Annotated in this window: 25 protein-coding genes and 1 pseudogene; 9 read left to right on the top strand and 17 right to left on the bottom strand. The window is 70.6% G+C overall.

Features of this window, described 5'->3' with window-relative positions; translation table 11 throughout:
* Positions 1–212: 212 nt before the first annotated feature.
* Entirely contained in the window at positions 213–1,826 is a 1,614-nt protein-coding gene (pdxR, locus tag OG251_RS05675; RefSeq protein WP_442818309.1) for a MocR-like pyridoxine biosynthesis transcription factor PdxR, read from the bottom strand.
* Between the two features lie 47 nt (positions 1,827–1,873).
* On the opposite strand from pdxR, the pseudogene OG251_RS44960 reads away from it, so the two are divergent.
* Positions 1,874–2,239: pseudogene (locus OG251_RS44960) on the top strand (EamA family transporter); the annotation flags it as partial.
* Positions 2,240–2,791: 552 nt separating this feature from the next.
* On the opposite strand, the gene OG251_RS05665 reads toward OG251_RS44960, so the two are convergent.
* On the bottom strand, positions 2,792–3,622 hold the full coding sequence (locus OG251_RS05665) for an alpha/beta fold hydrolase (RefSeq protein ID WP_326676097.1): 831 nt from the start codon (positions 3,620–3,622) through the stop codon (positions 2,792–2,794).
* Positions 3,623–3,744: 122 nt separating this feature from the next.
* On the opposite strand from OG251_RS05665, the gene OG251_RS05660 reads away from it, so the two are divergent.
* Both OG251_RS05660 and OG251_RS05655 read left to right on the top strand, forming a co-directional pair.
* Positions 3,745–4,629, top strand: coding sequence for an RNA polymerase sigma-70 factor (locus OG251_RS05660; RefSeq protein WP_326676095.1), 885 nt, complete (start codon positions 3,745–3,747; stop codon positions 4,627–4,629).
* 283 nt (positions 4,630–4,912) lie between these two features.
* On the top strand, positions 4,913–5,680 hold the full coding sequence (locus OG251_RS05655) for a GntR family transcriptional regulator (protein ID WP_326676094.1): 768 nt from the start codon (positions 4,913–4,915) through the stop codon (positions 5,678–5,680).
* A 117-nt stretch (positions 5,681–5,797) separates the two neighbouring features.
* Here the strand turns inward: OG251_RS05655 and OG251_RS05650 are convergent, their stop codons facing one another.
* The 3 genes from OG251_RS05650 to OG251_RS05640 form a co-directional block, all read right to left on the bottom strand.
* Positions 5,798–6,955, bottom strand: coding sequence for an ROK family transcriptional regulator (locus OG251_RS05650; RefSeq protein WP_326676093.1), 1,158 nt, complete (start codon positions 6,953–6,955; stop codon positions 5,798–5,800).
* A gap of 102 nt (positions 6,956–7,057) precedes the next feature.
* Positions 7,058–7,708 carry a response regulator gene (locus tag OG251_RS05645; RefSeq protein WP_073718773.1) on the bottom strand — a complete coding sequence of 217 codons (651 nt, stop codon included), beginning with the start codon at positions 7,706–7,708 and terminating at the stop codon, positions 7,058–7,060.
* A gap of 4 nt (positions 7,709–7,712) precedes the next feature.
* Complete coding sequence (locus tag OG251_RS05640) at positions 7,713–8,888, bottom strand: sensor histidine kinase (RefSeq protein ID WP_326676090.1); 1,176 nt, start codon at positions 8,886–8,888, stop codon at positions 7,713–7,715.
* A 108-nt stretch (positions 8,889–8,996) separates the two neighbouring features.
* On the opposite strand from OG251_RS05640, the gene OG251_RS05635 reads away from it, so the two are divergent.
* The 3 genes from OG251_RS05635 to OG251_RS05625 all read left to right on the top strand — a co-directional run bounded on the left by OG251_RS05635 (position 8,997) and on the right by OG251_RS05625 (position 11,232).
* Positions 8,997–9,935: an ATP-binding cassette domain-containing protein gene (locus OG251_RS05635; protein ID WP_326676089.1), complete on the top strand. Its 939-nt coding sequence runs from the start codon at positions 8,997–8,999 to the stop codon at positions 9,933–9,935.
* The gene (locus tag OG251_RS05630; protein WP_326676088.1) at positions 9,932–10,675 is read left to right on the top strand and encodes an ABC transporter permease; all 744 of its coding nucleotides are present in this window, start codon (positions 9,932–9,934) and stop codon (positions 10,673–10,675) included. Before OG251_RS05635 ends, OG251_RS05630 begins: the two co-directional genes overlap by 4 nt.
* A 119-nt stretch (positions 10,676–10,794) precedes the next feature.
* Positions 10,795–11,232, top strand: a complete 438-nt coding sequence (locus OG251_RS05625; protein ID WP_326676086.1) for a hypothetical protein — start codon at positions 10,795–10,797, stop codon at positions 11,230–11,232.
* A gap of 113 nt (positions 11,233–11,345) precedes the next feature.
* Here the strand turns inward: OG251_RS05625 and mug are convergent, their stop codons facing one another.
* From mug to OG251_RS05590, 7 genes are all read right to left on the bottom strand, one after another.
* On the bottom strand, positions 11,346–11,900 hold the full coding sequence (mug, locus tag OG251_RS05620; RefSeq protein ID WP_326676085.1) for a G/U mismatch-specific DNA glycosylase: 555 nt from the start codon (positions 11,898–11,900) through the stop codon (positions 11,346–11,348).
* A 19-nt stretch (positions 11,901–11,919) separates the two neighbouring features.
* A complete protein-coding gene (gene purB, locus OG251_RS05615) occupies positions 11,920–13,362 on the bottom strand; it encodes an adenylosuccinate lyase (RefSeq protein ID WP_326676084.1) in 1,443 nt (480 codons plus the stop codon).
* Positions 13,363–13,639: 277 nt separating this feature from the next.
* Positions 13,640–14,485 carry an SGNH/GDSL hydrolase family protein gene (locus tag OG251_RS05610; protein ID WP_326676083.1) on the bottom strand — a complete coding sequence of 282 codons (846 nt, stop codon included), beginning with the start codon at positions 14,483–14,485 and terminating at the stop codon, positions 13,640–13,642.
* A 128-nt stretch (positions 14,486–14,613) separates the two neighbouring features.
* Positions 14,614–15,633: a hemolysin family protein gene (locus tag OG251_RS05605; protein ID WP_326676082.1), complete on the bottom strand. Its 1,020-nt coding sequence runs from the start codon at positions 15,631–15,633 to the stop codon at positions 14,614–14,616.
* On the bottom strand, positions 15,630–16,967 hold the full coding sequence (locus tag OG251_RS05600) for a hemolysin family protein (RefSeq protein ID WP_326676081.1): 1,338 nt from the start codon (positions 16,965–16,967) through the stop codon (positions 15,630–15,632). Before OG251_RS05600 ends, OG251_RS05605 begins: the two co-directional genes overlap by 4 nt.
* A gap of 219 nt (positions 16,968–17,186) precedes the next feature.
* The gene (locus OG251_RS05595) at positions 17,187–17,612 is read right to left on the bottom strand and encodes a GNAT family N-acetyltransferase (protein ID WP_326676079.1); all 426 of its coding nucleotides are present in this window, start codon (positions 17,610–17,612) and stop codon (positions 17,187–17,189) included.
* Positions 17,613–17,830: 218 nt separating this feature from the next.
* Positions 17,831–18,712 carry a TIGR03621 family F420-dependent LLM class oxidoreductase gene (locus OG251_RS05590; protein WP_326676077.1) on the bottom strand — a complete coding sequence of 294 codons (882 nt, stop codon included), beginning with the start codon at positions 18,710–18,712 and terminating at the stop codon, positions 17,831–17,833.
* 242 nt (positions 18,713–18,954) lie between these two features.
* Between OG251_RS05590 and OG251_RS05585 the strand changes: the two genes are divergently transcribed.
* On the top strand, positions 18,955–19,182 hold the full coding sequence (locus OG251_RS05585; RefSeq protein ID WP_073718784.1) for an antitoxin: 228 nt from the start codon (positions 18,955–18,957) through the stop codon (positions 19,180–19,182).
* A complete protein-coding gene (locus tag OG251_RS05580) occupies positions 19,179–19,550 on the top strand; it encodes a fic family toxin-antitoxin system, toxin component (protein WP_073718785.1) in 372 nt (123 codons plus the stop codon). Before OG251_RS05585 ends, OG251_RS05580 begins: the two co-directional genes overlap by 4 nt.
* Positions 19,551–19,664: 114 nt before the next feature.
* Here OG251_RS05580 and OG251_RS05575 read toward each other — a convergent pair whose 3' ends face one another.
* The 4 genes from OG251_RS05575 to bioB are packed head-to-tail and all read right to left on the bottom strand — an operon-like array spanning position 19,665 to position 23,635.
* A complete protein-coding gene (locus OG251_RS05575) occupies positions 19,665–20,360 on the bottom strand; it encodes a class I SAM-dependent methyltransferase (protein WP_326676075.1) in 696 nt (231 codons plus the stop codon).
* A 60-nt stretch (positions 20,361–20,420) separates the two neighbouring features.
* The gene (gene bioD, locus OG251_RS05570) at positions 20,421–21,119 is read right to left on the bottom strand and encodes a dethiobiotin synthase (RefSeq protein WP_326676074.1); all 699 of its coding nucleotides are present in this window, start codon (positions 21,117–21,119) and stop codon (positions 20,421–20,423) included.
* A gap of 1 nt (position 21,120) precedes the next feature.
* A complete protein-coding gene (locus OG251_RS05565; protein WP_326676072.1) occupies positions 21,121–22,473 on the bottom strand; it encodes an adenosylmethionine--8-amino-7-oxononanoate transaminase in 1,353 nt (450 codons plus the stop codon).
* The gene (bioB, locus tag OG251_RS05560; RefSeq protein WP_326676071.1) at positions 22,466–23,635 is read right to left on the bottom strand and encodes a biotin synthase BioB; all 1,170 of its coding nucleotides are present in this window, start codon (positions 23,633–23,635) and stop codon (positions 22,466–22,468) included. Before bioB ends, OG251_RS05565 begins: the two co-directional genes overlap by 8 nt.
* Positions 23,636–23,778: 143 nt before the next feature.
* Here bioB and OG251_RS05555 point away from each other — a divergent pair, with 143 nt between their 5' ends.
* The gene (locus tag OG251_RS05555) at positions 23,779–24,945 is read left to right on the top strand and encodes an 8-amino-7-oxononanoate synthase (protein WP_326676070.1); all 1,167 of its coding nucleotides are present in this window, start codon (positions 23,779–23,781) and stop codon (positions 24,943–24,945) included.
* Here OG251_RS05555 and OG251_RS05550 read toward each other — a convergent pair.
* Entirely contained in the window at positions 24,938–25,144 is a 207-nt protein-coding gene (locus OG251_RS05550; RefSeq protein ID WP_073718791.1) for a DUF397 domain-containing protein, read from the bottom strand. The genes OG251_RS05555 and OG251_RS05550 overlap by 8 nt on opposite strands.
* Positions 25,145–25,148: the final 4 nt, after the last annotated feature.

Below are 25,148 nucleotides of genomic sequence, written 5' to 3'. Positions count from 1 at the left end.
CCTCCAGGGCGAGGAGTCAGAGGGCGAGGAGTCAGAGGGTGAGGCAGGGCGGTGGTACAGCGGTGGCGGTGCACGGGGCGATCATTGAACGGCTGATCGCCGAGTCATGCCTAGTGCCCGACGGCGGCTGCCACACCAACCCCAGGTGAACAACCGGGCCGGTCCCGCACTCCCGTCTACGCAGGACGACCGCGCTGGTTTCGTCCTCCCGTCTACGCAGGACGACCGGGCCGGTTCCGCACTCCCACCCGATCAGCCCGCTGCGAGTCGGCCAACAGCCCCACCCCCCGGCGGATTTCGGCCGGGGGAAGATGGGCATAGCCGAGCACGAGGCGAACGGTGCTGTATTCGGCCCCCGTCGTCCCGGAACCGGCGGTACCCGTTCCCGCTGCCCCGGAACCGGCCGTACCCGTTCCCGCCGTCCCGGCCGCCCCCCGGCCGAGCGCATCTGCCCCCGTCGTCCCGCAGTCGCGCAGCGGCCGCAGTGCGATCCCCGCCCCGGCCGCCCGTTCCAGGAACCGGGTTTCCGGACCGTAGCGTTCGGGAAGCCGCGCGATGATGTGCAGCCCCGCCGCGATGCCACTGACCTCGGTACCGGGAAAGTGTTCGACGAGCGCGCCGACCATGGCGTCGCGACGCTCCCGGTAGGCGCGCTGGCAGCGGCGCAGCTGCCGGTCGTAGCCGCCCCGCGCGATGAAGTCGGCCAGCACCGCCTGGTCGATGGCGGGGTTGCCCAGGTCCATCGTCCGTTTGCGCGCGATGATTCCCTCGGTCAACGACGCGGGCGCGATCAGCCAGCCCAGCCGTAGTCCGGGGGCCAGCGACTTGCTCACCGAACCGGTGTACGCGACATGTTCGGGATCCAGTCCCTGAAGTGCGCCGACGGGCGCCCTGTCGTAGCGGAAATCCCCGTCGTAGTCGTCCTCCATGATCACTCCGTCATTGCCGCGCGCCCAGTCGAGCAGTCGGCTGCGGCGCTTCGCGGAGTAGCCGATTCCGGTGGGGAACTGATGGGCGGGTGTGGTGACGACCGCGCGCACGCCCGAACGCAGCAGCGGTTCCACCGCCAGCCCCTCGTCGTCGAGCGGCAGCCGGACGACGCCGAGACCGGTCGACGCGAACAGCGAAGCGTGCTCCGGGCTGCCCGGATCCTCGACACCTACGGCCGACAGTCCCCGGTCGCGCAGGACGAAGCCGAGCAGGGTGGTGGCCTGCGCCACGCCCGAGCAGACCACCAGCCGTTCGGGATCGGCCACGACCCCGCGCCGCCGGGTCAGCAGGGCGGCCACGGCTTCGCGCAACTCCGGCAGCCCACGCGGATCCGGGTACCCCAGGGCGCTGTGCGGCAGCCGGTCGAGAACCGCGCGCTGCGCCGCGGCCCAGGCCGCGCGCGGGAAGAGCGAGAGATCAGGGGTGCCCGGCCGGAAGTCCACCCGTGCCCCGGGCGCACGCGGTGCCAGGTCCCGCGCCCCGCGTGCCGCTGCCCGGACCCCGCCGCTCACCCAGGTACCCGCTCCCTGACCGCTGCGCAGGTAGCTCTCCGCGACGAGTTGCTCGTACGCCTCGGTGACCAGGCCGCGTGACACCCCGAGATCGGCGGCGAGCTCACGACTGGACGGCAGCCGGGTCCCCGCCGCGAGACGGCCCGAGCGCACCGCCTCGCGCAACGCCGACTGGAGCGCACGACCGCGTTGCCGCGCCGGTGCGGCAGCTGCGGGGAGCAGCAGCTCCCACGCCGCGGAAGCGGAGTCCGGCGGTCGGCCGTCGGCCACCCGGCCACCGTTTGCCAGGCTGCCGAGCGGCGAATTGGTCCCCGAAGACGTCATGGAAGTGGACCTTAAGCCGAGCCGGTTCGGAATCTAGCGTCGGCCGCATGAACGCATCCTCTCTACGCGGGGTACTCCTCGCAGCCCTTGCCTGTGTCCTCGTGGGAGCTTCCTTCACGGCCAACAGCGTGCTGGGCGACTATCCGTATGCCGGAGGCCAGGCACTGCGCTATGGCCTGGCCGCACTCCTGCTCGTACCGCTGCTGCGCCGAAACGGACGCTCCGGCCTCGCTCCGCTCCGTACCCTCACCCGACGCCAATGGGGCAGGCTCACTCTTCTCGCGGCAGTCGGCATGGTCGGGTTCAACCTGGCCGTGCTGGCCGCCGAACAATCGGCGGAACCAGCGGTTCCAGGCGTTCTCGTCGGCTGCGCGCCCATCGTCGTGGGCGTCCTCGTGCCGGTGCTGGAGGGACGCCGTCCGTCCCGCGCCGTCCTGTACGCGGCCGGGCTCGTGGCGGCCGGGGCCTTCACCGTCCAGGGCTGGGGGCGTACGGACCTCGCGGGAATCCTGTTCTCGGTGGGTGCGCTCGCGGGTGAGGTCGGGTTCGCCGTGCTCGCCGTGCCGGTGCTGCGCCCGCTCGGACCGAAACTGCTGTCGGCGACCGTCTGCGGCATCGCCGCGCTGGAGGCCGCACTCCTCGGTGTCCTGCTGGACGGGGGCGGATTCCTGCGGATGCCGACGCCCGGCGAGACGACGGCATTGCTCTGGCAGGCCGCCGTCGTCACGGTCATCGGTTTCGTCTGCTGGTACAGCGGGATCCAGCGCATCGGTGCCGAACGCGCCACGCTCTTCTCCGGTCTGATCCCGGTCTCGGCCGCCCTCACCGCGCCCCTCGTCGGAGCCGGTGCGTACGGCATCGCTCAAGGGGTGGGAAGCCTGCTGGTCGGCGCCGGGGTGGCGCTCGGCTCCGGTGTCCTGGGACGCCGCACGCCCTCCACGGACGCGGCGGGGCGTGCCGCCGGGTCAGCGGCTCGTGTCGAGGACGACGCGCGCCACCAGCGCCGGGTCGTCGTTCATCGGGACGTGGCCGCAACCGGGCAGCCGCACGAGCCGGGCGCGGGGGATCCGGTGCTTGGCCCGGATCCCCTGGCGGCGCAGCAGCAACCGGTCGCGGCTGCCCCAGGCGACGGTGACGGGAAGCCCCGGCACATCATCGGTGAACCCGCCGTTCCGGCCGACGGCCAGCGTCTGGTGAAATCCCGTCGCCTCGCGCAGAGCCAGGGTCTCGGCGACCACGGCCTCGGGTGAACGCTTCCCGGGCCTCGCGTAGATGGTGCTGGTCAGAGCCGCCCGCCCGGCCGCGCTCCGCGACATCCGTTCGATCATCGTCAACGGCAGCGACAGTGCTCCCCTGCGCATCGCGCGCAGGGTCGCGAAGGCGTAGCGCCGCTCGTGTTCCGTCCAGAATCCGGCCGGGGACAGCGCGGTCACTGAACGGGCGAGCCCCGAGCGGCCCATCTCCAGGGCGAGCAGCCCGCCGAGCGAGTTGCCCGCCACATGCGGACGGTCGAGGCCGAGCTCCGCACAGAAGGCGCCGAGAACGGGGGTCACCGACTCCAAGGTGTATGGGACACCGTCCGGCAGCGCCGGGGAAGCCCCGAATCCCGGCAGGTCCACGGCGATGACATCGTGCTCGGTGGCCAGGATCCGCAGCACCGGGTCCCACGCCTGATGGTGGTGTCCGATGCCGTGGAGCAGCAGCAACGGTTCGCCGGAACCGATCCGTTCGTACGTCACGGAGACGGGGCGTGGGCCGTGGGCCGATTCGATGGTGAACGAGACCGTGGTGACCATGTCGCTGCTCCCTGAGGTGAGTAGACGTCGCGTCAATAATAATTACCGTTCGGTAGCTTGCAGTTCAAGGGGCCCGGCGATTCCCGCTGGACAGTGTCCGGCGTGTCGGCTGGGATGGGGGAGTGACAGCCGACACCGCGACCGACCTCTTCGAGGAACACCGCCCCGTGCTCACCGGGGTCGCCTACCGCATGCTGGGCCGCGTCGCGGACGCCGAGGATGTGGTGCAGGAGGCATGGCTGCGATGGTCGTCCACGGCGCATGAGGAGGTACGGGAACCGAGGGCGTTCCTCGTACGGATCACGACCCGTCTCGCCATCGACCGGCTCCGGCAGCTCCGCTCGCGCCGCGAGGCGTACATCGGGCCCTGGCTGCCCGAACCGGTCGTCACCGACTTCGGGCCGTCCGTGCCCGACACCGCGGAACGGGCCGTACTCGCCGATTCCGTGTCCTTCGCCGTGCTGGTCGTCCTCGAATCGCTCTCGCCGCTGGAGCGTGCCGTCTTCGTCCTGCGCGAGGCCTTCGGGTTCCCGTACGCCGAGATCGCGCTCGCCCTGGACCGCACCGACGCCGCCGTCCGCCAGCTCGCCGGACGCGCCAGGCGTCATGTGGAGGAGCGCAAGCCGCGCTACGACGTGGATCCGGCGGAGCGGCGCGACCTCACCGAACGGTTCCTGGCGGCCGCGTCCGGCGGTGACATCGAGCAGCTCCTCGCACTGCTGGCCCCCGATGTCCGGCTCGTCAGCGACAGCGGGGGCAAGTCGAAGGCGCCGAGGCGGATCATCGAGACCGCGGACAAGGTCGGCAGGTTCCTCTTCGCGGTGGCGCACGAGATGGAGCCCGGTATGGAGGTCCGGTTCGCGGAGTTCAACGGCGGTCCGGGCGTGGTGCTGTTCTCCGGAGGAAAGCCCGACAGTTTCTTCCAGGTGGATGTTCGTGACGGAGCCATTCAATGCGCCTATATTATTCGAAATCCGGACAAGCTTGCCGCTCTGTCCATCGAATAGTGGCCCGTCCCAGCGGTAAGGGCTGACTTCTCGCGCCTCACAGGTTCCCAACGTTCCTGGTCAGAGCCCCACGGGCCGCCGCGCTCGTGGGGCTTTGTGCTGCGCGCGGCTCACCGTGTCAAGAACGTCCTGTGAACGCTCTGCGCCAAAGCCCCGTTTCGCTCCGTTACGGAATAAGGATTGGTCTTGACCAAGGGGGTGCGTCACCCTAAGGTCACCTTAAGACAGGAACCTTTAATAAATAACGTCGCGGAATAGACGCTGGGCGATTGCGGAGGACAGGGTGGGGACCACGCAGCTGGAATCGGTTCAGGAGCCGAAGTACTGGCACCTCAAGACCGTGCTCAGCGAGGCACTCGACTCGGACTTTGCGGTGGGAGCGGTCCTGCCCAACGAGCGTGACCTCGCGGCACGGTTCGGTGTCGCACGAGCCACGCTCCGCCAGGCGCTGGAGCAGCTCGAACTCGAAGGCAGGCTGCATCGCCGCCGTGGTGTGGGGACGACCGTCGCCCCGCCGCGCGTAGGCGTCGCGGTCTCCACCGCGCAGCACGACTGGACCGGCGGAGTCGCCGGCGAGGCGTGGCAGCCCATCGACTGCACCACCGACACGGCCCCGGCCGCGGTGACCGCCATGCTCGACGCGAGCGCGGAGGAGCAGGTGCACGTGGTGCGCCGGATCCGTGTCACCCATGGGCAGTCGGTCGCCGCGGAGCTGCTGTACGTCCCGGCGTCGTCCGTGCCGGAACTCTCCGCGATCGACTCACCGTCCGGTCCCGCCCGCGCCCGGAGTGTGCTGCGCGAGCTGCACCGGCTGGGCCTCGAAGGACAGGACCGTTCCGTCGAGCTCGGGTCCGCCCGTGCGGACGACGCCAAGGAGCTCGACAGGCTCCCCGGCGCGCCCGTCCTCGTGGTCACCACCCGCTACTTCGCCGCGGGCGGCACTGCGGCCGTCTCCGTCGCCACGTACCGGGCCGACACCTGCCGGCTCACTTTCGGGGACTCGGGCGCGCTGGAGATCACCCACGACGAGCAGGAGCGCCAGGCATCCTGACGCGGCCCGGCTCCGGGTTGGAGCGCCCGAGCCGCCCGGGTCCCGTACGCACGGGTCCCGGGTGATCGAGCCCACCCGCCCCACCGGCTACGCGTCGCAGCGCACGGCCCGTCGCACTCAGCGGCGGGCCGTTACCGTGCCGTCCACCGCGAACAACTGCTCCTCGACATGATCGAGTGCCAGTCGCAGGGCACCGGTGGCGACAGCCGCCTCGCCCAGGAGCGACAGCGCCACTCTCGGAGGGCGCAGACAGTAACGCGCCAGCTCGTTGCGGAGCGGGTCCAGGACACCGTCCAGACCGGCCGCCCAGCCCCCGATCACGACCAACTCCGGGTCGAGTGCCAGCACGAGAGCCGCCACATCGTGCACCAGCCGCTGAATGAACCGCTCCACGGCCGCCTGCGCTCCGGCATCGCCGTGCCGGGCCTTGGCGAACACAGCGGTCACGGCGTGCTCGTCCAGAGGCACCAGCGGTGTGTCCGTCGTCGACAGCAGATGCTCCGGGGTCACATCCCTGCCCAGAAGGTGCAGGGCGCCGATCTCACCGGCCGCGCCGCCGAAACCGCGGTGCAGACGCCCACCGATCAGCGACCCGGCACCGGGGCTCAGCCCCGCCAGTACGAAGACGATGTCGTCGGACTCGGTCGCCGCACCCTTCCAGTGCTCGGCCACCGCCGCGGCATTGGCGTCGTTCTCCACGAGCACCGGGCAACGGAACGAACGCCGCAGCCGCTCCCCGAGAGGCAGGCCGGTCCAGTCCGGCAGGGCGGTTCCCAGCCGCACGGTCCCGTCCGCCTCCACGATGCCCGGACTGCCCACACCCACCGCACGCAGACTGCTCCTGGCCACGCCCGTGCGCCGCAGAACATCCGCGATCACGGCCCTGACCTGGTCGAGCCGGTCGTCCGCGCCCGCGGTCTCGGACACCGCACGCGACCCGGCACCGATGATCCGGCCGTCCAGCCCCGAGAGCATCGAGGAGACCCGGTGCGGACCGATCTCGATGCCCAGCAGATGCCCCGCCTCGGCACGGAACCGGAACCGTCGCGCCGGCCGCCCCTGACGCCGGGCCTCACTCTCGTCGGGCACGGCCTCGACGACCAGGCCCGCTTCGAACAGCCCCTCGATCACGCCCTCGACCGTCGGCCGGGACAGACCCGTGATCCGGGTCAGATCGGTCAAGGTCGGAGTGCCGGCCCCTCTCAGGGCGTGCAGCACCACCGCGGAATTGATCCGCCGCAACAGCGAAGGGTCTCCACCGGTCAGCCGGCCCACCGTGTGTCCTCCCACCTCGTGCGCGCATGTCTGCCGGATCGTACTCGCTGGCCAGGGGCTCGGCGACCCTCGGCCGCAGCCGGTACCGAGCCGCAACCTACGTCATCGCGGAGCGACGAAACCTGACTCGTACGCGGCGATGACCGCCTGCGTCCGGTCCCGCGCGCCCAACTTGCCGAGCACGGCGCTGACATGCGTCTTGACCGTCTCGACGCCGACCACCAGCTTGCCCGCGATCTCCGCGTTGGACAGCCCCCGGGCCATCAGCCTCAACACCTCGCCCTCGCGCTCCGTGAGCGCGGCCCGGTCCATGGCCGCTCTGGCCTTGCTCGTGCCGTACTCGGCCGCGAGCTGCCGGACCGCCGCGGGGAACAACAGCGACTCGCCCTCGGCCACCAGGCGCACCGCGTGCACGATCTCGGCGGGCCGGGCGCGCTTGAGCAGAAAGCCGTCGGCCCCCGCCCGCAGCGCCTCATAGACGTACTCATCGTTCTCGAACGTCGTCACCACAAGGATCTTCGGCGGATCCGGCACCGTCCGCAGCACCACCCGGGTCGCCTCGATGCCGTCCATCAGGGGCATCCGCACATCCATCGCCACTACATCGGGTCGCAGCTGACGCACCAGAGGGATCACCGCGGCGCCGTCGGCCGCCTCGCCCACCACCTCGATATCGGGCTGAGCCCCAAGGACGGCACGCAGGCCCGCGCGTACAAGAGGTTCGTCGTCGACCAGAAGAACGGTAACCGGCATCCGGTCAGCGTATGCGGTCCAGAGGGAGGCTCACATGGACTCTCCACTCGCCGTCGTAGGGCCCTGTTCTAGCCATTCCGCCCAGGAGCGCCGCCCGCTCACGTATGCCACGCAGCCCACTTCCGCTCCCCGACAGCCCGGAAGATCCCGTCAGCGGATTGGCCACCTCCAGCTCCAGGCACCCGCTCATCACGGCAATCCTCACCCGGACGGGGACCGACCCGGCGTGACGCAGCACATTGGTGAGGCACTCCTGAAGAATGCGATAGCCCTCGCGGGACACCGGGCCCGGTACCTGGTCCAGAGTTCCGGACACCTCCGCGTCCACCGTGGCACCGGAGCCGCGGGCCGAGTCGAGGAGGCGGTCGGCCTCGCCGAGCGTCGGCCGTCGGCTCACCGGCGTACCGGACTCCCGCAGCACCCTCAGCACCCGCTCCAGATCGTCCAGCGCATCACGCCCCGTCTCCTCGATGGCGGCGAGTGCTCGCTCGGTGAACTCGGGATCGTTCGCGGTCCGCGCCGCACCCGCCTGCACCACGGCGACCGTGAGCGCGTGCCCGATGGAGTCGTGCAGCTCGCGAGCGATGCGATTGCGCTCCAGCAACTGCTCGGTGAGCTCCTCAAGAGCGGTCATCCGCTCCGCCGGTGAAGGCCCGAGCAACTGGCGGGCCGCCGCTGTGGCGAGAGTGCCCGCGAGAACGATCACGGGGAACAGCAGCACCATGGGCAGAGGAGCGAGCAGCAGCGTGCACCAACCGGGCGGATCGCCGTACGCGAGCAGTCCGTCGTCACTTGGGACTCTGCCCAGGCCGATCAGGACGAGGTCGACCGTGGTGGCGGGCAGCCAGATCGTCGCCAGCCCTGCTGTGAGGGCCAGCAGCAACCGCACCTCCAGCCACAGAACGGTCCGCCACCGGTCCGCCCATGTAACCGCGACCGCCGCGGAGATCGAGGCATCCGGACTACCGCGCTCGTCAGGAGTGAGGAGCAACTGCGCCTGGACCCCCTCCGCGAGGCGCATCGCGGGGACGAGTCCCACCGGCACCGCGAGGAGCATCGGCATCCACGGTGTGTCCATCGAGATGAACAGCCACACGCTGACGACGGCGGCCGGAACGAGCAGATGCAGCCAGCGGGTGTAGGTGACCGGCCTGGCCAGCGGGATGAGGAAGCGGCGCATGCCGTCATCGTGTCAGCCGCGCAGCACACGACGGCTCCCCCGAGCGAGGGAGATGAACCCCACGGTCGGGGGAGGCAGGGCGGCGGGCACGGCGGCCAGGCTGAGGACATGACCAGCATCGACGTCCACGAACTCACCAAGGAATACGGCCCCGCTCGCGCCGTGGACCGCCTCACGTTCAGCGTGCTGCCCGGCCGGGTCACTGGATTCCTCGGTCCGAACGGTGCGGGAAAGTCCACCACCATGCGACTCGTCCTCGGTCTCGACCGGCCGACCGGTGGCACGGCGACCGTGGGCGGGAAAAGCTACGCCGCGCTGCACAATCCGCTGAATCGGGTCGGTGCGCTGCTCGACGCCCAGGCAGCTTACGGCTCGCGCACAGCGCGCAACCACCTGCTCGCCCATGCCGCGAGCAACGGCATAGCGCCCACCCGTGTGGACAACCTGCTGGAGGAGGCCGGACTCGGACCGGTGGCGAGAAAGCGGATCAAGACCTTCTCCCTCGGTATGCGGCAACGCCTCGGAATCGCGGCGGCGCTGCTCGGCGACCCGGAGGTGGTGATGCTGGACGAGCCGTCCAACGGACTGGACCCCGAAGGCATCGTCTGGATCCGCGAGCTGATGAAGAGGCTGGCTCGCGAAGGCCGCACGGTTCTGATCTCCAGCCATCTCATGAACGAGACATCGTCCTTCGCCGACCACTTGGTGGTTCTCGGCAGGGGCAGACTCCTCGTCGACATGCCGATGCGGGAGTTCCTCGACTCCCGCAGCCGGCCCCGGGTGCGACTGCGTACGACGCAGTCCAGCAGGCTCCGAGACGTGCTGACCCGGAAAGGTCATACACCCGCACAAAGTGACGACGGGAGTTGGACGGTCGACGGTGCCACGGCCGAGGACATCGGGGTCCTGGCCGCTCTTGAAGGCATCCCTCTCCTTGAACTCATCGACGAGCGGATGAGCTTGGAACAGGCATACCTGGATCTCACGGCGGACCAGACGGAATTCGCCGCCGCCACGGCGTCGCCCAGCGATCGCCAGGAGGCGTGACCATGTCCCCGACCGCAGTGCTCCACTCCGAGTGGATCAAGATCAGATCGATGAGGTCCATCTCCGGCTCGCTGGCAGCGGTCTTCGTCGCGACACTTGCCATCACTGTTCTCACGTTCGCCACGATCGGCCGCGCGGAGGCGGGCAACGCGGGTGCCGAGCCGGTCTTCGACGCCTTCTACGCCTTGAATTTCGGACAGATCGCCGCCATCAGCTTCGGTGCGACCGCACTGTCTTCGGAGTTCCTCAACGGTGCTCTACGGATATCGCTGTGTGCCGTCCCGCGCCGCGGTCTCTTCTACCTGTCCAAGATGACAGTCGTGGGCGGCCTGGCCCTTGGCGTGGGGCTGATCACCAGCTTCACCGCGTTTCTGGTGGGACAGCTCTTCATGGGGGACTTCGCGATCGGCCTCGGGCATCCGGGCGCACTGCGGGCAGCCTTCGGAGGCGGTGTCTACCTCGCGCTGATGGCCTTGTTCGCGGCAGGGCTGGCGGCGCTGTTCCGTAGTGCCGTGGCAGTGCTCAGCCTGCTCATACCCTTCATCCTGATCGTCTCCTTCGTGATCGGGGACATCGTGGGCGGTGTGTCTCGATATCTTCCGGACCGGGCGGGCCAGTTGGTGCTGCACCAGAATCCGGACGGCAGCCTCGGGCCGTGGACGGGACTGACGGTGACGGCGGCCTGGGCCGCGGCCGCGCTGCTCGCGGGCTGGTGGGCGATACGGAAACGGGACGCGTGAGGCCCAATAGCGGAGGCAGAGGGAGGCGCCTCGGGAGACGAAGCCGCTCCAGCCACCCGGTGCGCTTCACGGCAGGGGCCAGGACGTCACTTGTCAGTGCCAGACGGTTTACTGATGGCATGACGACCGCACATCACCTCCGCCTCATCGACGGGATGCGCACCAGGGAGTTTCCCGAGGAGCGCACCCCATGGGGTTCAGGAGTCAGCGGACCCGGCTATCACACTGCCTCCCTGCACACGGATGAGGAGCACTGGGACGACGACGAGCCAGGTGGTCCTGAGCACCGGGCCCAGTGTCTCGCGGAGCACGACGCGCTGCTGACTCTGCTCACCTCGCGCTGGGGCGAGCCGCAGTTGGTGAGTCTGTGGAGCGCGCAGGAGCGGATGATGGCAGGCGAGGTGATACCGGAACCCTGGGCGGATCCGGTCGCCGGTTGCGAGTACCTTCAGCTCTGGCGGATAGAGGACCGGTGGCTCGCGGTGGGGCTCTTCCTGGAGGCGGGCGGACCGGGCTGCGAGCTGACTGTCCTGGTGACCGTGATCGACCCGCCCTGATCGGTTTTGCCGCGAGGCATGAACGGAGTGAACTCTCTCCGGCATGGGGCCGACGGGACGGTGAGGTCTTGTCGGCGCAGAGGTACCTGGGTGAAGCCCGGTTTCCGCAGCGTTCAGGGACAGGCCGATGGGGGCGACTCGACGGCTTCACGGAGGCGGGCGTACTCGTCGGCCATGGTGTGGGTGGTCCAGTGGGCGTTGAGGCCGCTGGGGTTGGGCAAGGCCCATACGCGGGCGCCGCCGATCGTCCGGTCCTGCGGGCCGATCCGCGCACCGCGTTCACCGAAGGCCGTGCGATACGCCGTGACACCGACCACGGCGAGCCACAGCGGTGCGAGCCGTTCCGTCTTCTCCGCCAGGATCCGGCCGCCTTCGCGGAATTCGTCGGCGCCGAGTTCGTCCGCCCGAGCCGTCGCACGGGCCACCACGTTGGTGATGCCGAGTCCGTGGGCCAGTAGTTCGCCCTGCTCCGAGGGCTTCAGCCGACGGGGCGTGAAGCCCGAGAGGTGGAGCACCGGCCAGAAGCGGTTGCCGGGGTGCGCGAAATGATGGCCCGTGACGGCGGTCATCAGGCTCGGATTGATTCCGCAGAACAGCACACGCAGGCCGCCCGCGACCACATCGGGAACGACGCGATCGCGGGCGGCCTGGAGCTCTTCGGGTGTCATCGGGTGACCGTGGTGACCGTCAGAGGATGGAACCGGGGGTGTAGGCCGCGGCCTCCGGGTGCTGCTTCGTGATGTCCTCGATCCGGGACACCAGGGCGGTGACCTGGTCGCCCGCCGCACCGGTGAAGGACAGCTTGTCGGCCATCAGGGCGTCCAGCTGTGCGCGGTCCAGCGGGATCCGCTCGTCGGTGGCCAGCTTGTCCAGCAGTTCGTTGCGTTCCGCACCCTGCTCGCGCATCGCCAGGGCGGAGGCGACCGCGTGCTCCTTGATGGCCTCGTGGGCGACCTCGCGGCCCACCCCGGCCCGTACGGCGCCCATGAGGACCTTGGTGGTGGCCAGGAACGGCAGGTAACGGTCCAGCTCCCGCGCCACGACAGCCGGGAACGCGCCGAACTCGTCCAGAACGGTCAGGAAGGTCTCCAGCAGGCCGTCGAACGCGAAGAAGGCGTCCGGCAGGGCCACCCGGCGGACCACGGAGCAGGACACATCGCCCTCGTTCCACTGGTCACCGGCGAGCTCACCCGTCATCGAGGCATAGCCGCGCAGGATCACCATCAGCCCGTTCACACGCTCGCAGGAGCGGGTGTTCATCTTGTGCGGCATCGCGGACGAGCCGACCTGGCCGGGCTTGAAGCCCTCGGTGACCAGTTCGTGGCCGGCCATCAGCCGGATGGTCTTCGCCACCGACGAGGGGGCCGCCGCCAGCTGGACCAGAGCGGTCACCACGTCGTAGTCGAGCGAGCGGGGATAGACCTGACCGACCGAGGTGAAGGCCTGGGCGAAGCCGAGGTGCCCGGCGATGCGCTGCTCCAGGTCGGCGAGCTTCCCGGCGTCCCCGCCCAGCAGGTCGAGCATGTCCTGCGCCGTACCGACAGGGCCCTTGATACCGCGCAGCGGGTAGCGGCCGAGGAGGTCCTCCAGCCGCCCGTACGCCACGAGCAGTTCGTCCGCCGCGGTGGCGAAGCGCTTGCCGAGGGTCGTCGCCTGAGCCGCGACATTGTGCGAGCGCCCCGCGATGACCAGCTCGCGGTACTCGGCCGCCAGCTTGCCGAGACGGGCCAGGACCGCCACCGTACGGTCGCGCATCAGCTCCAGCGAGAGCCGGATCTGCAGCTGCTCGACGTTCTCGGTCAGGTCCCGGGAGGTCATGCCCTTGTGGACCTGCTCGTGGCCCGCGAGAGCGTTGAACTCCTCGATCCGGGCCTTCACGTCGTGCCGGGTGATCTTTTCGCGCTCGGCGATCGAGGCCAGGTCCACCTGGTCGAGGACGCGCTCGTAGTCGGCGAGAGCCGCGTCGGGGACCTCGATCCCGAGGTCCTTCTGAGCGCGCAGCACCGCCAGCCACAGCTGACGCTCCAGCTTCACCTTCTGCTCGGGGGACCAGAGGACGGCCAGCTCCGTGGAGGCATAGCGGCCGGCCAGGACATTGGGGATGCGAGGCTTCGCAGACACAGCAGTCACGTGAACAGATTCTACTGGCGGTTTGTGCAGGCCAGCGCCGCAGGCCGGTTTGTGGCTTGCTACGAACGCGCGCGGGGTATGGCAGCGGTGAGTGGGGCCGGGGTCAGTCCCTGCCGTCGGGCGGTGGAATCCACCGCGTGCACCCGGAGGCGTCGGATACCCGGGAGCCGAGGCGCCCCGGATGCCCGAGAGCGAAGGATGCCGTGCACGGGCCCCGAGGCGCCGTCAGTGTCCGGAGGACTTCACCCGGTCAGTCCGTGTGAGGTCTTTCACCCGGTCAGGGTGCGGAGTCTTCCACCCGGTGCCAGCTCGCCACCGGGCCCGGAGCGGCGGAGTCGGCGGGCGTGATCCAGAAAGCCCGGCCCGTCTCCGCGCTGAACTGTGCCCCCGACCGCCCGTCCCCCGACGACCGGCCGGTGAGCCGACGCCCGATCCAGGGCGCCAGGTGCTGCCGGGCGAAGCGGAGGTCGTCGACCCGCCGCGTCGGCCAGCGCAGAGGCGGTGTCGCCCGCATCGGCGTCCGCCAGTCGAGCTCGGAGGGGAGGCCCAGGCTCTGCCAGACCGCCTCGGCCACCCTGCGGTGCCCCTCGGCGGTGAGGTGCAGCCGGTCGACGTCCCACATGCGGGGATCGCCGAGCGAAGGCGCGCCGTACAGGTCCACCACCAGTGCCCCATGCCGGTCGGCCAGGTCGTCGACCAGCGAGAACAGCTCCTCCATGCGCGGACGGAAACGTTCCATCACCGGGCCGTTGCGACCGGGGCTGCGCATGAGCACCAACTGCTTGCAGGACGGAGCCAGCCGCTCCACCGCTTCTTCGAGCCGGGCGCGCACCATGCCCATGTCGCACTTGGGCCGCAGCGTGTCGTTGAGACCGCCCACGAGGGTGACGACATCCGCCTGCAGGGCTGCCGCGGGTGCCACCTGCTCGTCGACGATCTGGCCGATCAGTTTTCCGCGTACGGCGAGGTTGGCGTACCGGAATCCGGGGGAGCGGGCCGCGAGCCGGGCGGCGAGGACATCGGCCCACCCCCGGTACGTACCGTCGGCCAACAGGTCCGACATGCCCTCGGTGAACGAGTCGCCGACCGCGACAAGACTGGTGTAGGAGGCATTCAATTCCATGGCCTTGCGATCGTACCGTGGCAGCCGCGCCGGGGTCCGGGCGTCCGGGACGGGGGATGGACAGGCACGGCACATGAGTGAGGGGCGGGGCAGCCGTGCACGTCGGCTGTCCCGCCCCTCCTGGTGACTCAGCGCGCCTGTGGCCTGCCCACGAGCTCGCGCAGTACGTCCTCCATCGTGACCATGCCCGCCAGCCGGCCGTCCTCGTCGAGTACGGCCGCCAGGTGGGTGCGGCTGCGCCGGAGCGCGGTGAGCACGTCATCGAGCGGAGTCGCCGCGCGCACCCGTGCGATCGGCCGCATCGCGGTCACCGGGAAGGGGACATCGCGCGGAGTCGCGTCCAGCGCGTCCTTCACATGGAGGTAGCCCAGGATGCGCTCCTCGGTGTCCATCACGGGGAAGCGCGAGAAGCCGGACACGGAGGAGAGGCGTTCCAGCTCCTCGGGTGTGGTGCCGATCCGGGCGTACACCACCCGGTCGACCGGCATGACCACGTCCCGCACCGGGCGACGGCCCAGTTCCAGGGCGTGCCGCAGCCGCTCCGCCGAGCGGTCGTCGACCAGCCCGGCGTCCCCGGCGTCCTTCACCAGCCGCGCCAGTTCGTCGTCCGAGAAGGTCGCGGACACCTCGTCCTTCGTCTCCACCCGCAGAAGCTTCAGGAGCGCGTTGGCGAAGGCGTTGATCGTGAAGATCACCGGACGCAGGGCGCGGGCGAGGGCCACCAGGGGCGGCCCGAGCAGGAGGGCGCTGCGGGCAGGCTCGGCCAGGGCGATGTTCTTGGGGACCATCTCGCCCAGCAGCATGTGCAGATATGTGGCCACGGACAGGGCGATCACGAACGAGATCGGATGGACCAGTCCGTGCGGCACACCGACCGCGTCGAAGACGGGCTCCAGGAGGTGCGCGATGGCCGGCTCCGCGACGATGCCCAGCACCAGTGTGCAGAGCGTGATGCCGAGCTGGGCCGCCGCGAGGAGCGCAGATACATGCTCCAGTCCCCAGATGACGCTGCGGGCCCGCCGGTTCCCGGCCTCCGCCTCCGGCTCGATCTGGCTGCGGCGTACGGAGATCAGCGCGAACTCCGCGCCGACGAAGAAGGCGTTGACCACGAGGGTCAAGAGGCCGATGAACAGCTGGAGGGCGATCATCGTGCGTCCTCCATGTCTTCCTCGGAGCCGGGCAGCGGGGCGTGCAGAAGGGCACGCGCGGCGCGGCGCCCGGAGGCGTCCACCACATCGATCCGCCAGTCGGCCAGTTCGACGGTGTCACCCACCGCCGGGATGCGGCCGACCTCGGTGGCGATCAGCCCGGCCAGCGTCTCGTACGGTCCGTCCGGCACCCGCAGCCCGATGGTGCGGAGCTGGTCGGTGCGGGCCGCGCCGTCGGCCGACCACAGGGTGCGTCCGTCGGCGTCCTCACCGGCGGGGGCGAGGTCCGGTGTCTCGTGCGGGTCGTGCTCGTCGCGCACCTCGCCGACGACCTCCTCGACGATGTCCTCCAGCGTCACCACGCCGGCCGTGCCGCCGTACTCGTCGATCACGACGGCCATCGCGAGTTTGCCGGACAGCCGGTCCAGCAGCCGGTCCACGGTGAGCGTCTCCGGTACGAGAAGGGGTTCGCGCAGCATCTCCGAGACTCGTCTGCGCGACCTCTGCTCCGCCGGGATCGCCAGCACGTCCTTGATGTGGGCCACGCCGACGACCGTGTCGAGGCTGCCCCGGTAGACGGGGAAGCGGGACAGTCCGGTCGCCCGGGTGGCGTTGGCCACATCCTCGGCCGTCGCCTGTATGTCGAGGGCGGTGACCTGGACCCGCGGCGTCATCACGTTCTCCGCGGTCAGTTCCGCCAGATTGAGGGTGCGGACGAAGAGCTCGGCGGTGTCCGCCTCCAGCGCGCCCGCCTTGGCGGAGTGCCGGGCCAGTGCCACCAGCTCCTGGGGGCTGCGGGCCGAGGCCAGTTCTTCCGCCGGTTCGAGACCGAAGCGGCGGACGATCCGGTTGGCGGTGTTGTTGAGGTGGCTGATGAAGGGGCGGAACACCGCGGTGAACGCACGCTGCGGTGTGGCGACCGCCTTGGCCACGGCCAACGGGGAGGAGATCGCCCAGTTCTTCGGGACGAGCTCGCCGACCACCATCAGGACCACGGTGGACAGGGCCGTGCCGATCACGAGGGCGATCGAGGACGACACACCGGGTGAGAGGCCGATCGCCTCCACCGGTCCGCGGATCAGCTTGGAGATGGACGGTTCGGAGAGCATGCCGACCACCAGGTTGGTGACCGTGATGCCGAGCTGCGCACCGGAGAGCTGGAAGGTGAGGCTGCGAACGGCCTTCAGGGCACTCGACGCGCCCCGGTCGCCCCGCTCCACGGCCCGTTCGAGCTCGCCGCGCTCCACCGTGGTCAGGGAGAACTCCGCGGCGACGAAGGCGCCACAGGCCAGGGAGAGCAGTACCGCGACGAGCAGCAGAAGCACTTCGGTCATCGGTTCACCTCCGTCCCATGATCGGGCAGGGTCAGGAGGATCGCGCGATGTCGGCGATGTCGGCTACTGGGAGGCTCGCCCATGGGCGGACGCTCACACCTTTCGAAGAGGGGGGTGGTCGAAATGAGATCCCATAGTAAAGGATCAGCAAAGTCGCAGGCGGGTCGTCGATATCGCATGCGGGTGGTCGATCGAGGGTAGTCGGTCCCTCCGCGGGGGTCATCCGGTCAGATGCTTCACCCACCGGCTCCACTGGGCTTCCGGGACGTATCCCGCCGCTCGCCAGGCGTGCCGCGCGAGATCGTTGCGGTCGAGCACCATGGCGTCGCCCCGTCGCCCGCCCAGCCGGACGAACCGTTCCTCCGCGGCCGCGAGCAGTGCACCACCGACTCCTCGGCGGCGCTGGTCGGGGTGGACCGCGAGCCGGTACAGATGGCAGCGCCAGCCGTCGAAACCCGCGATCACGGTTCCGGCGAGGGCGCCGTCCCGCTCCGCGAGGATCAGGGACTCGGGGTCGCGTTCCACCAGGCGTGCGACGCCTTCCCGGTCGTCACTGATGCTGGTGCCCTCGGCCGCCACCTTCCAGAAGGCGAGAATCCCGTCCAGGTCGGCGGGCGTCGCGACGCGTATCGAAAGATCATCCATGACGTAATCCCAGCACCGGGCGACCGGGGCGTCGACAGTGTTTCGGCATGCGATACCCCGTACCCCGCGGCCCGTATTCCGTCACGCTCAGTCGCATTCCTGCTGATTCCGACACGCGCCGACGACACGCGCCGACAGACGCCGACAGCGCGCGCCGACGTGCTCCGGCGGGTTCCGTCATGCTCCGGTACGGGGCACTCCGCGCCGGGTTCGCGCGGTCAGCTGCCCGCCAGCTCCTCGATCACCAGTCCGAACGCCTCCATCGACGGCTCCAGCACGCTCAGATACGAGAAGCCGAACCGTTCCCGCTGTTCGCGCAGCTGGTCGGCGATCTGCCGCACGGTGCCGACCGCGAACAGCGGCAGCTCCAGCACCGTTTCGTCGTCGAGGTCCGCGAAGGGCGGCAGCAGGCCGCTCACGGCCGCACGCCGGTTCTCGGTCACCTCGACCTTCTGGAGGAGCAGATTCAGCTCTGCCGGGGTCTCGCGGTCCCTCGCGAACCCCTGGTAGGCGGCGACCCGCTCGTCGAGCTGTTCGGCGCTGATCATGGAGAGTGAGCCGTCCTTCCCCGTCGCGGCTCCGGTGAACGCCACGATGTCGGCGTACTCGGCCGCGAGTCGCAGGACCCGGTCCCCGTTCCCGCCGATCATCAGTGGGGGCCGGGGCCGCCGCACGGGGGCGGGCAGATGGGCCTCGTCCCGCAGGAGCCGGTCCACTTCCTGGACCGTACGCCGCAGGTGATCCACCCGGTCGCCGGGGGAGAGGAACGGGATGCCTGCCTGCTCGTGCTCCCCGCGTACGTATCCGGTGCCGATTCCCAGCTCCAGGCGGCCCTCGGTGAGCGCGTCCGTCCCCGCCGCCTCGCGGGCCAGCAGCGTCGGATTCCAGAAACCGGCATTCAGTACGAACGTGCCCACCTGAGGGCGCTCCGTGGCCGCGGCGGCGGCGACCAGGGCGGGAAAGGGGGCGGGCATGCCCAGATGGTCCGGGACCAGGATCACGTCGAATCCGAGCTGTTCCGCCCGGCGGCAGCGATCGCGCCACTCCGCGCCGCCGGTCGGTGTCAACATGTTCACGCCGAAGCGGAACGGCCTGGTCATACCGTCTCCTCACTCCGCCGGCGCCCCGAGAACCCCGGCGGTACGGAACGCCGGTGCGCCGGGCGCACAACGGCGGTGGACCGGTGGACGGTCCGATCGATGGCTTGCCACCCACCATGCCAAGCGCACGGCGGGGCGTCCGCCGAACCGGGGAATCCCGCGATCCATGGAGCGGGAACGGTGTACGGGGCAGCTCCGGCTTCCTCTTGCCGCTGCTAGCGGAGTCGCGCTAGCGTGAGGCTGTGCCCAAGACTCAGCTGAACGTTCGAGTGGACGAGGCCACCGCCGAGGCCGCGCGGCAGCGCGCGCTGCAGAGGGGGATGAGCGTGAACCGCTACATAGAAGAGCTCGTCAAACAGGACGCGGGCGAGGTGGGACACACCTTCGTCGAAGCGGCGGCCGACTTCATGAAGCAGTACGAATCGGTGTTCGCCGATGAGTTCGGCCCGGAGCGCGAAGGTACCCGTTGAACCTACGGATCGACCTTTCCTGGCTGCTCATGGTCGCCGAGCACAAGACGCCCGGTGATCCGCAGGTCGTCGACTGGGGCGCGCTCGTCGCCGCGGTGAGCCGCCACGAGGCGGAGATCTTCGGCAGCCCCGTCTACAGCGACCCGCATTCCCGTGCCGCGGCCCTGCTGCAACTGCTGCTCCACGTTCCCGCGCTCGAACGCTCCAACGCCATGTTCGCCTCGGCCGTGGCATACGGCTACCTGGTCGCCTCCGGGCTGAAGGTGATCACCTCGCCCGAGCAGGTGAGAGATCTGGCCCGGCTGGTCAAGGAGGGCAAGGCCGACGTCCGGGCCATCGCGGACGAGCTCCGGCAGTGGAGCGTGTGAGGGCCCTCCCGCCCGGCCGCTGTCGGCCGATGTACGACCGTCCGGTCGACGTGAGACCGGACAGCAGCCCTGCGCGACCGGTCGGCCACCCGCCCCGGAGTGGGACGTGACGGGTCATTCCGCCGCGGCCGGGCCGTCCACCGTGAAGGGCCGACGGGCCACGCCCAGCACACAGGGCGAGGTGGGGAGCTGCACGCCCTTCTCCGGAATCCGCAGCCTGCGGTACGTCCCCATCTCGAAGCCCGCGGCCTCGATCGCGGCGAGGGTGTCGCGCGCCGTGTGACAGCCCCCGAAGAGCAACGGCCAGACGGTCCGGTCCGCGGCACGCTGTGCGACCGCCAGGGGCCGGCCCGGCGCCAGCCCGTGTTCGAAGAAGCGCAGTTCACCACCGGGCCGCAGGACGCGCTTGAGCTCGGCGAGCGCCCGGGGCAGATCCCGTACCGTGCACAGGACCAGTGAGGCCACGGCCACGTCGAACGCCTCGCTCTTGACCGGCAGCGCCTCCGCCGCGCCGGGCACCACGTCCACCGGCACCTCGGACCGCAGTGCGGCACGGACCGCCAGTTGCCTCAGGGTGCGCTCCGGTTCGATCGCCACCACCTCGGAGACGGCGCCCGGGTAGTGCGCGAAGTTCAGCCCGTTGCCCGCGCCGATCTCGATCACCCGGCCGGACACCCCGGCCAGCAGCTCCCGGCGGTACGCGGCGATGCCGCCCCGCTGATCGGCGCTCACGCTCATCCGGGCATAGAACCGGGCGAAGACCGGGTGGTGCACGGCGTCCCGGGGGATCTTCGTGCTGCGCAGATGCATGACGGGCCTCCGTGGCGGGAAAACAGCGGCTGCCTTCGATTCTCCCCCGTACCGGCCCGCTCAGCCCCCCGTCGTCCACGTACGGACCCCGCCGAGCTCCGGGGCCAGCCAACTGGCCGCCCGCGCCCTGAAGTCGGCGGGTGCCAGCGCCCCCGCCCCGGCCGGGACGGCGCCCAGCAGCGGGGCGCCGGCCGCCACCGGCAGGTCGTCCACATTGCACCGTGCGGCCAGATCCGGCTCGGCCGGCATGCTGCCCACCACCACACCGAGGCACGTCAGGCCCCGGGCCCGCAGGGCCTCCGCGGTCAGCGCGGTGACATTGAGCGTGCCGAGACCCGCCTGCGCCACCACCAGCACCGGCGCCGCCAGCAGCCGGGCCGCGTCCGCGAGTGTGGCGCCCTCGTCGTCGAACCGCACGAGCAGCCCGCCCGCCCCCTCCACCAGCACCAGATCGTGCTCGGTGGCCAGCTTCTCGGCCGCCTCGGCGACCTCGTACGGGCGCACCGGTGCGAGACCGGCCCGTCGCGCCGCGGTCGCCGGGGCCAACGGCTCGGGGAAGCGCGCCAGTTCGACCGCTGTGACATGACCGCCCGCCAGACGCACCACCTCGGAGGCGTCCCCCGGCTCCCCGGGCCGGAGACCGGTCTGGGCGGGCTTGAGCACCGCGACCCGGCAGCCCCGGGCGGCCGCGGCCACGGCGGCGGTCACCACCGTCTTGCCGATCTCGGTACCCGTACCGGACACCACCAGAATCGTCATCTCAGCCCTCCTCGGCCGCCGCGCACACGGCCCGGCAGATCAGCGCCACATCGTCATCACCGGTCACATACGGCGGCATCGTGTACACGAGATCGCGGAACGGCCGGAGCCAGACACCCGTGCGTACGGCCGCCCGGGTCGCGGCCTCCATGTCCACCTCGTGATCGAGCTGTACGACACCGATGGCGCCCAGCACCCGTACATCGACGACACCGGGCAGACCGGCCGCGGCGGCCAGTCCGTGCCGCAGCCCGGCGCCGATCCGCTCGACCTCCCGCTCCCAGTCCTGGCCGACCAGCAGATCCACGGAGGCGCACGCCACCGCGGCGGCCAGCGGATTGCCCATGAACGTCGGGCCGTGGGCCAGCACCGGAACCTCGCCGCGGGAGATGCCCTCCGCCACCCGGGAGCTGCACAGCGTCGCCGCCATGGTCAGATAGCCGCCGGTCAGGGCCTTGCCGACACACATGACATCGGGGGAGATCCCGGCGTGCTCGGCGGCGAACAGCTTTCCGGTGCGGCCGAAGCCGCTCGCGATCTCGTCGAACACCAGCAGGACGTCGTTCTCGTCGCACGCCTCGCGCAGAACCCGCAGATACGCGGGCGAGTGGAACCGCATCCCGCCCGCACCCTGCACCACGGGCTCCACGATGACCGCGGCGAGTTCGTCCGCGTGGAACGCGATCAGTTCCCGCAGACGGCGTATGTAGCCGGGGTCCGGCTCCACGTCGAAACCGTCCGGTGGCGCGTCGGCGAACACCTGCCGGGGGAGCGCCCCCGACCACAGTTCGTGCATCCCGCCCTCGGGATCGCACACGGACATCGGCTGCCAGGTGTCCCCGTGGTAGCCGCCGCGCCAGGTCAGCAGCCGGTGCTTGGCCGGCCGACCCGCCGAACGCCAGTACTGGAGGCACATCTTCACCGCGACCTCGACGGAGACGGAGCCCGAATCGGCGAGAAAGACGTGGCGCAGCGGCTCCGGGGTGATCTCCACCAGCCGTGTCGCCAGGCGCACGGCGGGCTCATGGGTGAGCCCGCCGAACATCACATGGCTCATCCGGTCCAGCTGACCGCGCGCCGCGTCGTTGAGTACCGGGTGGTTGTAGCCGTGCACCGCCGACCACCAGGACGACATGCCGTCCACCAACTCGCTCTGCCCGTAAGCCGGTTCGGCGAGCCGGAGTCGCACCCCGGACGCGGACTCCACGACCAGCGGTTCCTGCCGGCCCGGCATCGGGCCGTACGGGTGCCAGACGTGCGCCCGGTCCAGGGCGCGCAGTTCGGCGGGGGCGAGCGCGGGCGTGCGCGGGAGCGAGGGAGCTACGGACGACTCGGGGGCGCAGGTCTCAGGCATTGGGCGCGAGATCCGTACCGGCGCCCCGGCGGCGGACCGCCACCAGATCCGTGCGCGCCGCCGGGACCTCGGCGGAGACGGGCTCCTCGCCCTCCGCGGCCGTGTCACCGCAGGGTGCGCAGCCGCCCTCGTGCGAACCGCAGCCGCCACCGGACGGCACCCGGTGCTCGGGCAGCGTCGTCGTTCCCGCGCCCTCCACCTCGAAACCGGCATCGGCGATCATGTCCAGGTCCGTCTGGCCGGCCTGGCCCTCGCTGGTCAGATAGTCGCCCAGGAAGATCGAGTTCACCAGGTTCAGGGCGAGCGGCTGCATCGAGCGCAGATGCACCTCGCGCCCGCCCGCGAGGCGGACCTCGACGTCGGGGCAGACGAAGCGGACCATGGCCAGAATGCGCAGGCAGCGCTGTGGGGTGAGGTTCCACTCCTTGGCGAGCGGGGTTCCCTCGAACGGGATCAGGAAGTTCACCGGAACGGAGTCCGGGTCCAGCTCCCGCAGCGAGAAGACCACGTCCACCAGGTCCGCATCGCTCTCACCCATACCGGCGATCAGCCCGGAACAGGCCGAGAGCCCCGCGGCCTGCGCCTGCTGGACGGTCTCCACCCGGTCCGCGTAGGTGTGCGTGGTCGTGATGTCCCCGTACGTTCCCTCGGACGTATTGAGGTTGTGGTTGTACGCGTCCGCGCCCGCCGACCGCAGCCGGTCGGCCTGCCCGTCGGAGAGCAGACCGAGACAGGCGCAGACCTCGACGCCCTCGTTCTGCTCCTTGATCGCTTCGATCGTCTGCGACACCCGGTCGACGTCGCGGTCCGTCGGCCCGCGTCCGCTCGCCACCAGACAGACCCGCTTCGCCCCGCCGGCCACCCCGGCGGCCGCGGCCTTGGACGCCTCATCGGGCTTGAGCCACGTGTACTTGAGGATCTCCGCCTTCGACCCCAGCCGCTGCGAGCAGTAGGAGCAGTCCTCGGGGCAGAGCCCGGACTTGAGGTTGACCAGATAGTTGAGCTTCACGCGCCGCCCGAACCACTGGCGGCGCACCTTCCCTGCGGCGGCCACCACATCGAGCAGTTCGTCATCGGAGGTCGCCAGCACGGCGAGCGCTTCTTCGCGGGTCGGCAGTTCGCGCCGCAGCCCCTTGTCCACCAGCGTGTTCAGCAGGTCCATGGCGTCGATCCTGGCCTACGCCGGGGTCTCCGGCCAAGGAGGAACCAGACAGGAGAGCCGGGTGAGCGTGTGTGTATTGCCACACCCTGACCTGCTGCGCACCCGGCTAGGGTCTGTGAGCTGCCTACAAAAGGGACCGTCTCATGTCCTTCGCCCCGTTCGACTGGATCAACGACGAGGCCCGCCGCCGAGCCGCCGCCGGACTCGTCCGCACGCTCCGCCCGCGGCCCGCCGAACCGGACGTCCTCGACCTCGCGAGCAATGACTATCTCGGCCTCACCCGGCACCCCGAGGTCACCGCCGCCGCCGCCGGAGCGGCGCACCGCTGGGGCGCGGGTGCCACCGGATCGCGGCTGGTCACCGGATCCACCGCGCTGCATGCCGAACTCGAACGCGAACTGGCCGATTTCTGCGGCTTCGAAGCGGCTCTGGTGCTCTCCTCCGGATACGCGGCCAACCTCGCGGCTCTCACCGCGCTGTCCGCCCGTGGCTCGCTGATCGTCTCCGACGCGGGCAACCACGCCTCGATCGTGGACGGTTGTCGCCTCTCCCGGGCGGAGACCGCCATCGTTCCGCACGCGGACCCCGAGGCGGTGCGCAAGGCGCTGCACACGCACGGCGGACGGGCGCTCGCCGTGACCGACTCCGTCTTCTCGGTCGACGGCGACGCCGCCCCGCTGTCCGCGCTCGCCGACGCCTGCCGGGCCGAGGGTGCCGCACTGGTCGTCGACGACGCGCACGGTCTGGGTGTGCTCGGGGACGGCGGACGCGGTGCGCTCGCCGCCGCCGGGCTCGCGGGCGGCGAGGACATCGTCGCCACGATGACCCTCTCCAAGTCGCTGGGCAGCCAGGGCGGAGCGGTGCTCGGTCCGGCCCGGGTCATCGACCACCTGGTCAACACGGCGCGTACCTTCATCTTCGACACCGGACTCGCTCCGGCGTCGGCGGGCGGCGCCCTCGGCGCGCTGGGACTGCTGGGCCGGGAACCGGAACGCGCGGACCGGGCCCGAGCGGTCGCCGCCGCCCTGTACGAACGGCTGACCGACGCGGGGCTGACCGCCGTGCGACCCGACGCCGCGGTGGTCTCCGTGCGCGCGCCCTCCGCGGACGCGGCGGTGCGCTGGGCGGCCGACTGCCGCGCTGCCGGGGTGCTGGTGGGATGCTTCCGCCCGCCGTCGGTGCCGGACGGCATCTCCCGTCTTCGGCTGACCGCGCGGGCCGACCTCACCCAGGAGCAGATCATGACCGCGGTGGACACGGTCGTACGCACCGCGCCCCGGGCGGAGGCCGTCCCGGTCCGGGTCAGCTGACCGGGCGGTCGCCCAGTCCTGTCACGAACGACGTCCAGGCCGGCGCGGAGAAGCGCAGCGCCGGCCGGTCCACGTCCTTGGAGTCCCGCACGGCCAGGTGCTCACCGTCGAGCGGCGCGGTCTCCACGCAGTTGTTCATTCCGGTGCTGCGGCTGCTGCGGCGCCACCGTAACGCGGGCTGTGCAAGGCGGTCGGACATGAAG

The organism is Streptomyces sp. NBC_01237, from assembly GCF_035917275.1.
In the GTDB taxonomy this organism is placed as follows: domain Bacteria; phylum Actinomycetota; class Actinomycetes; order Streptomycetales; family Streptomycetaceae; genus Streptomyces.
Note: the sequence above shows the minus strand (reverse complement) of the source record. Positions and strands in the feature narration are given on the sequence as shown.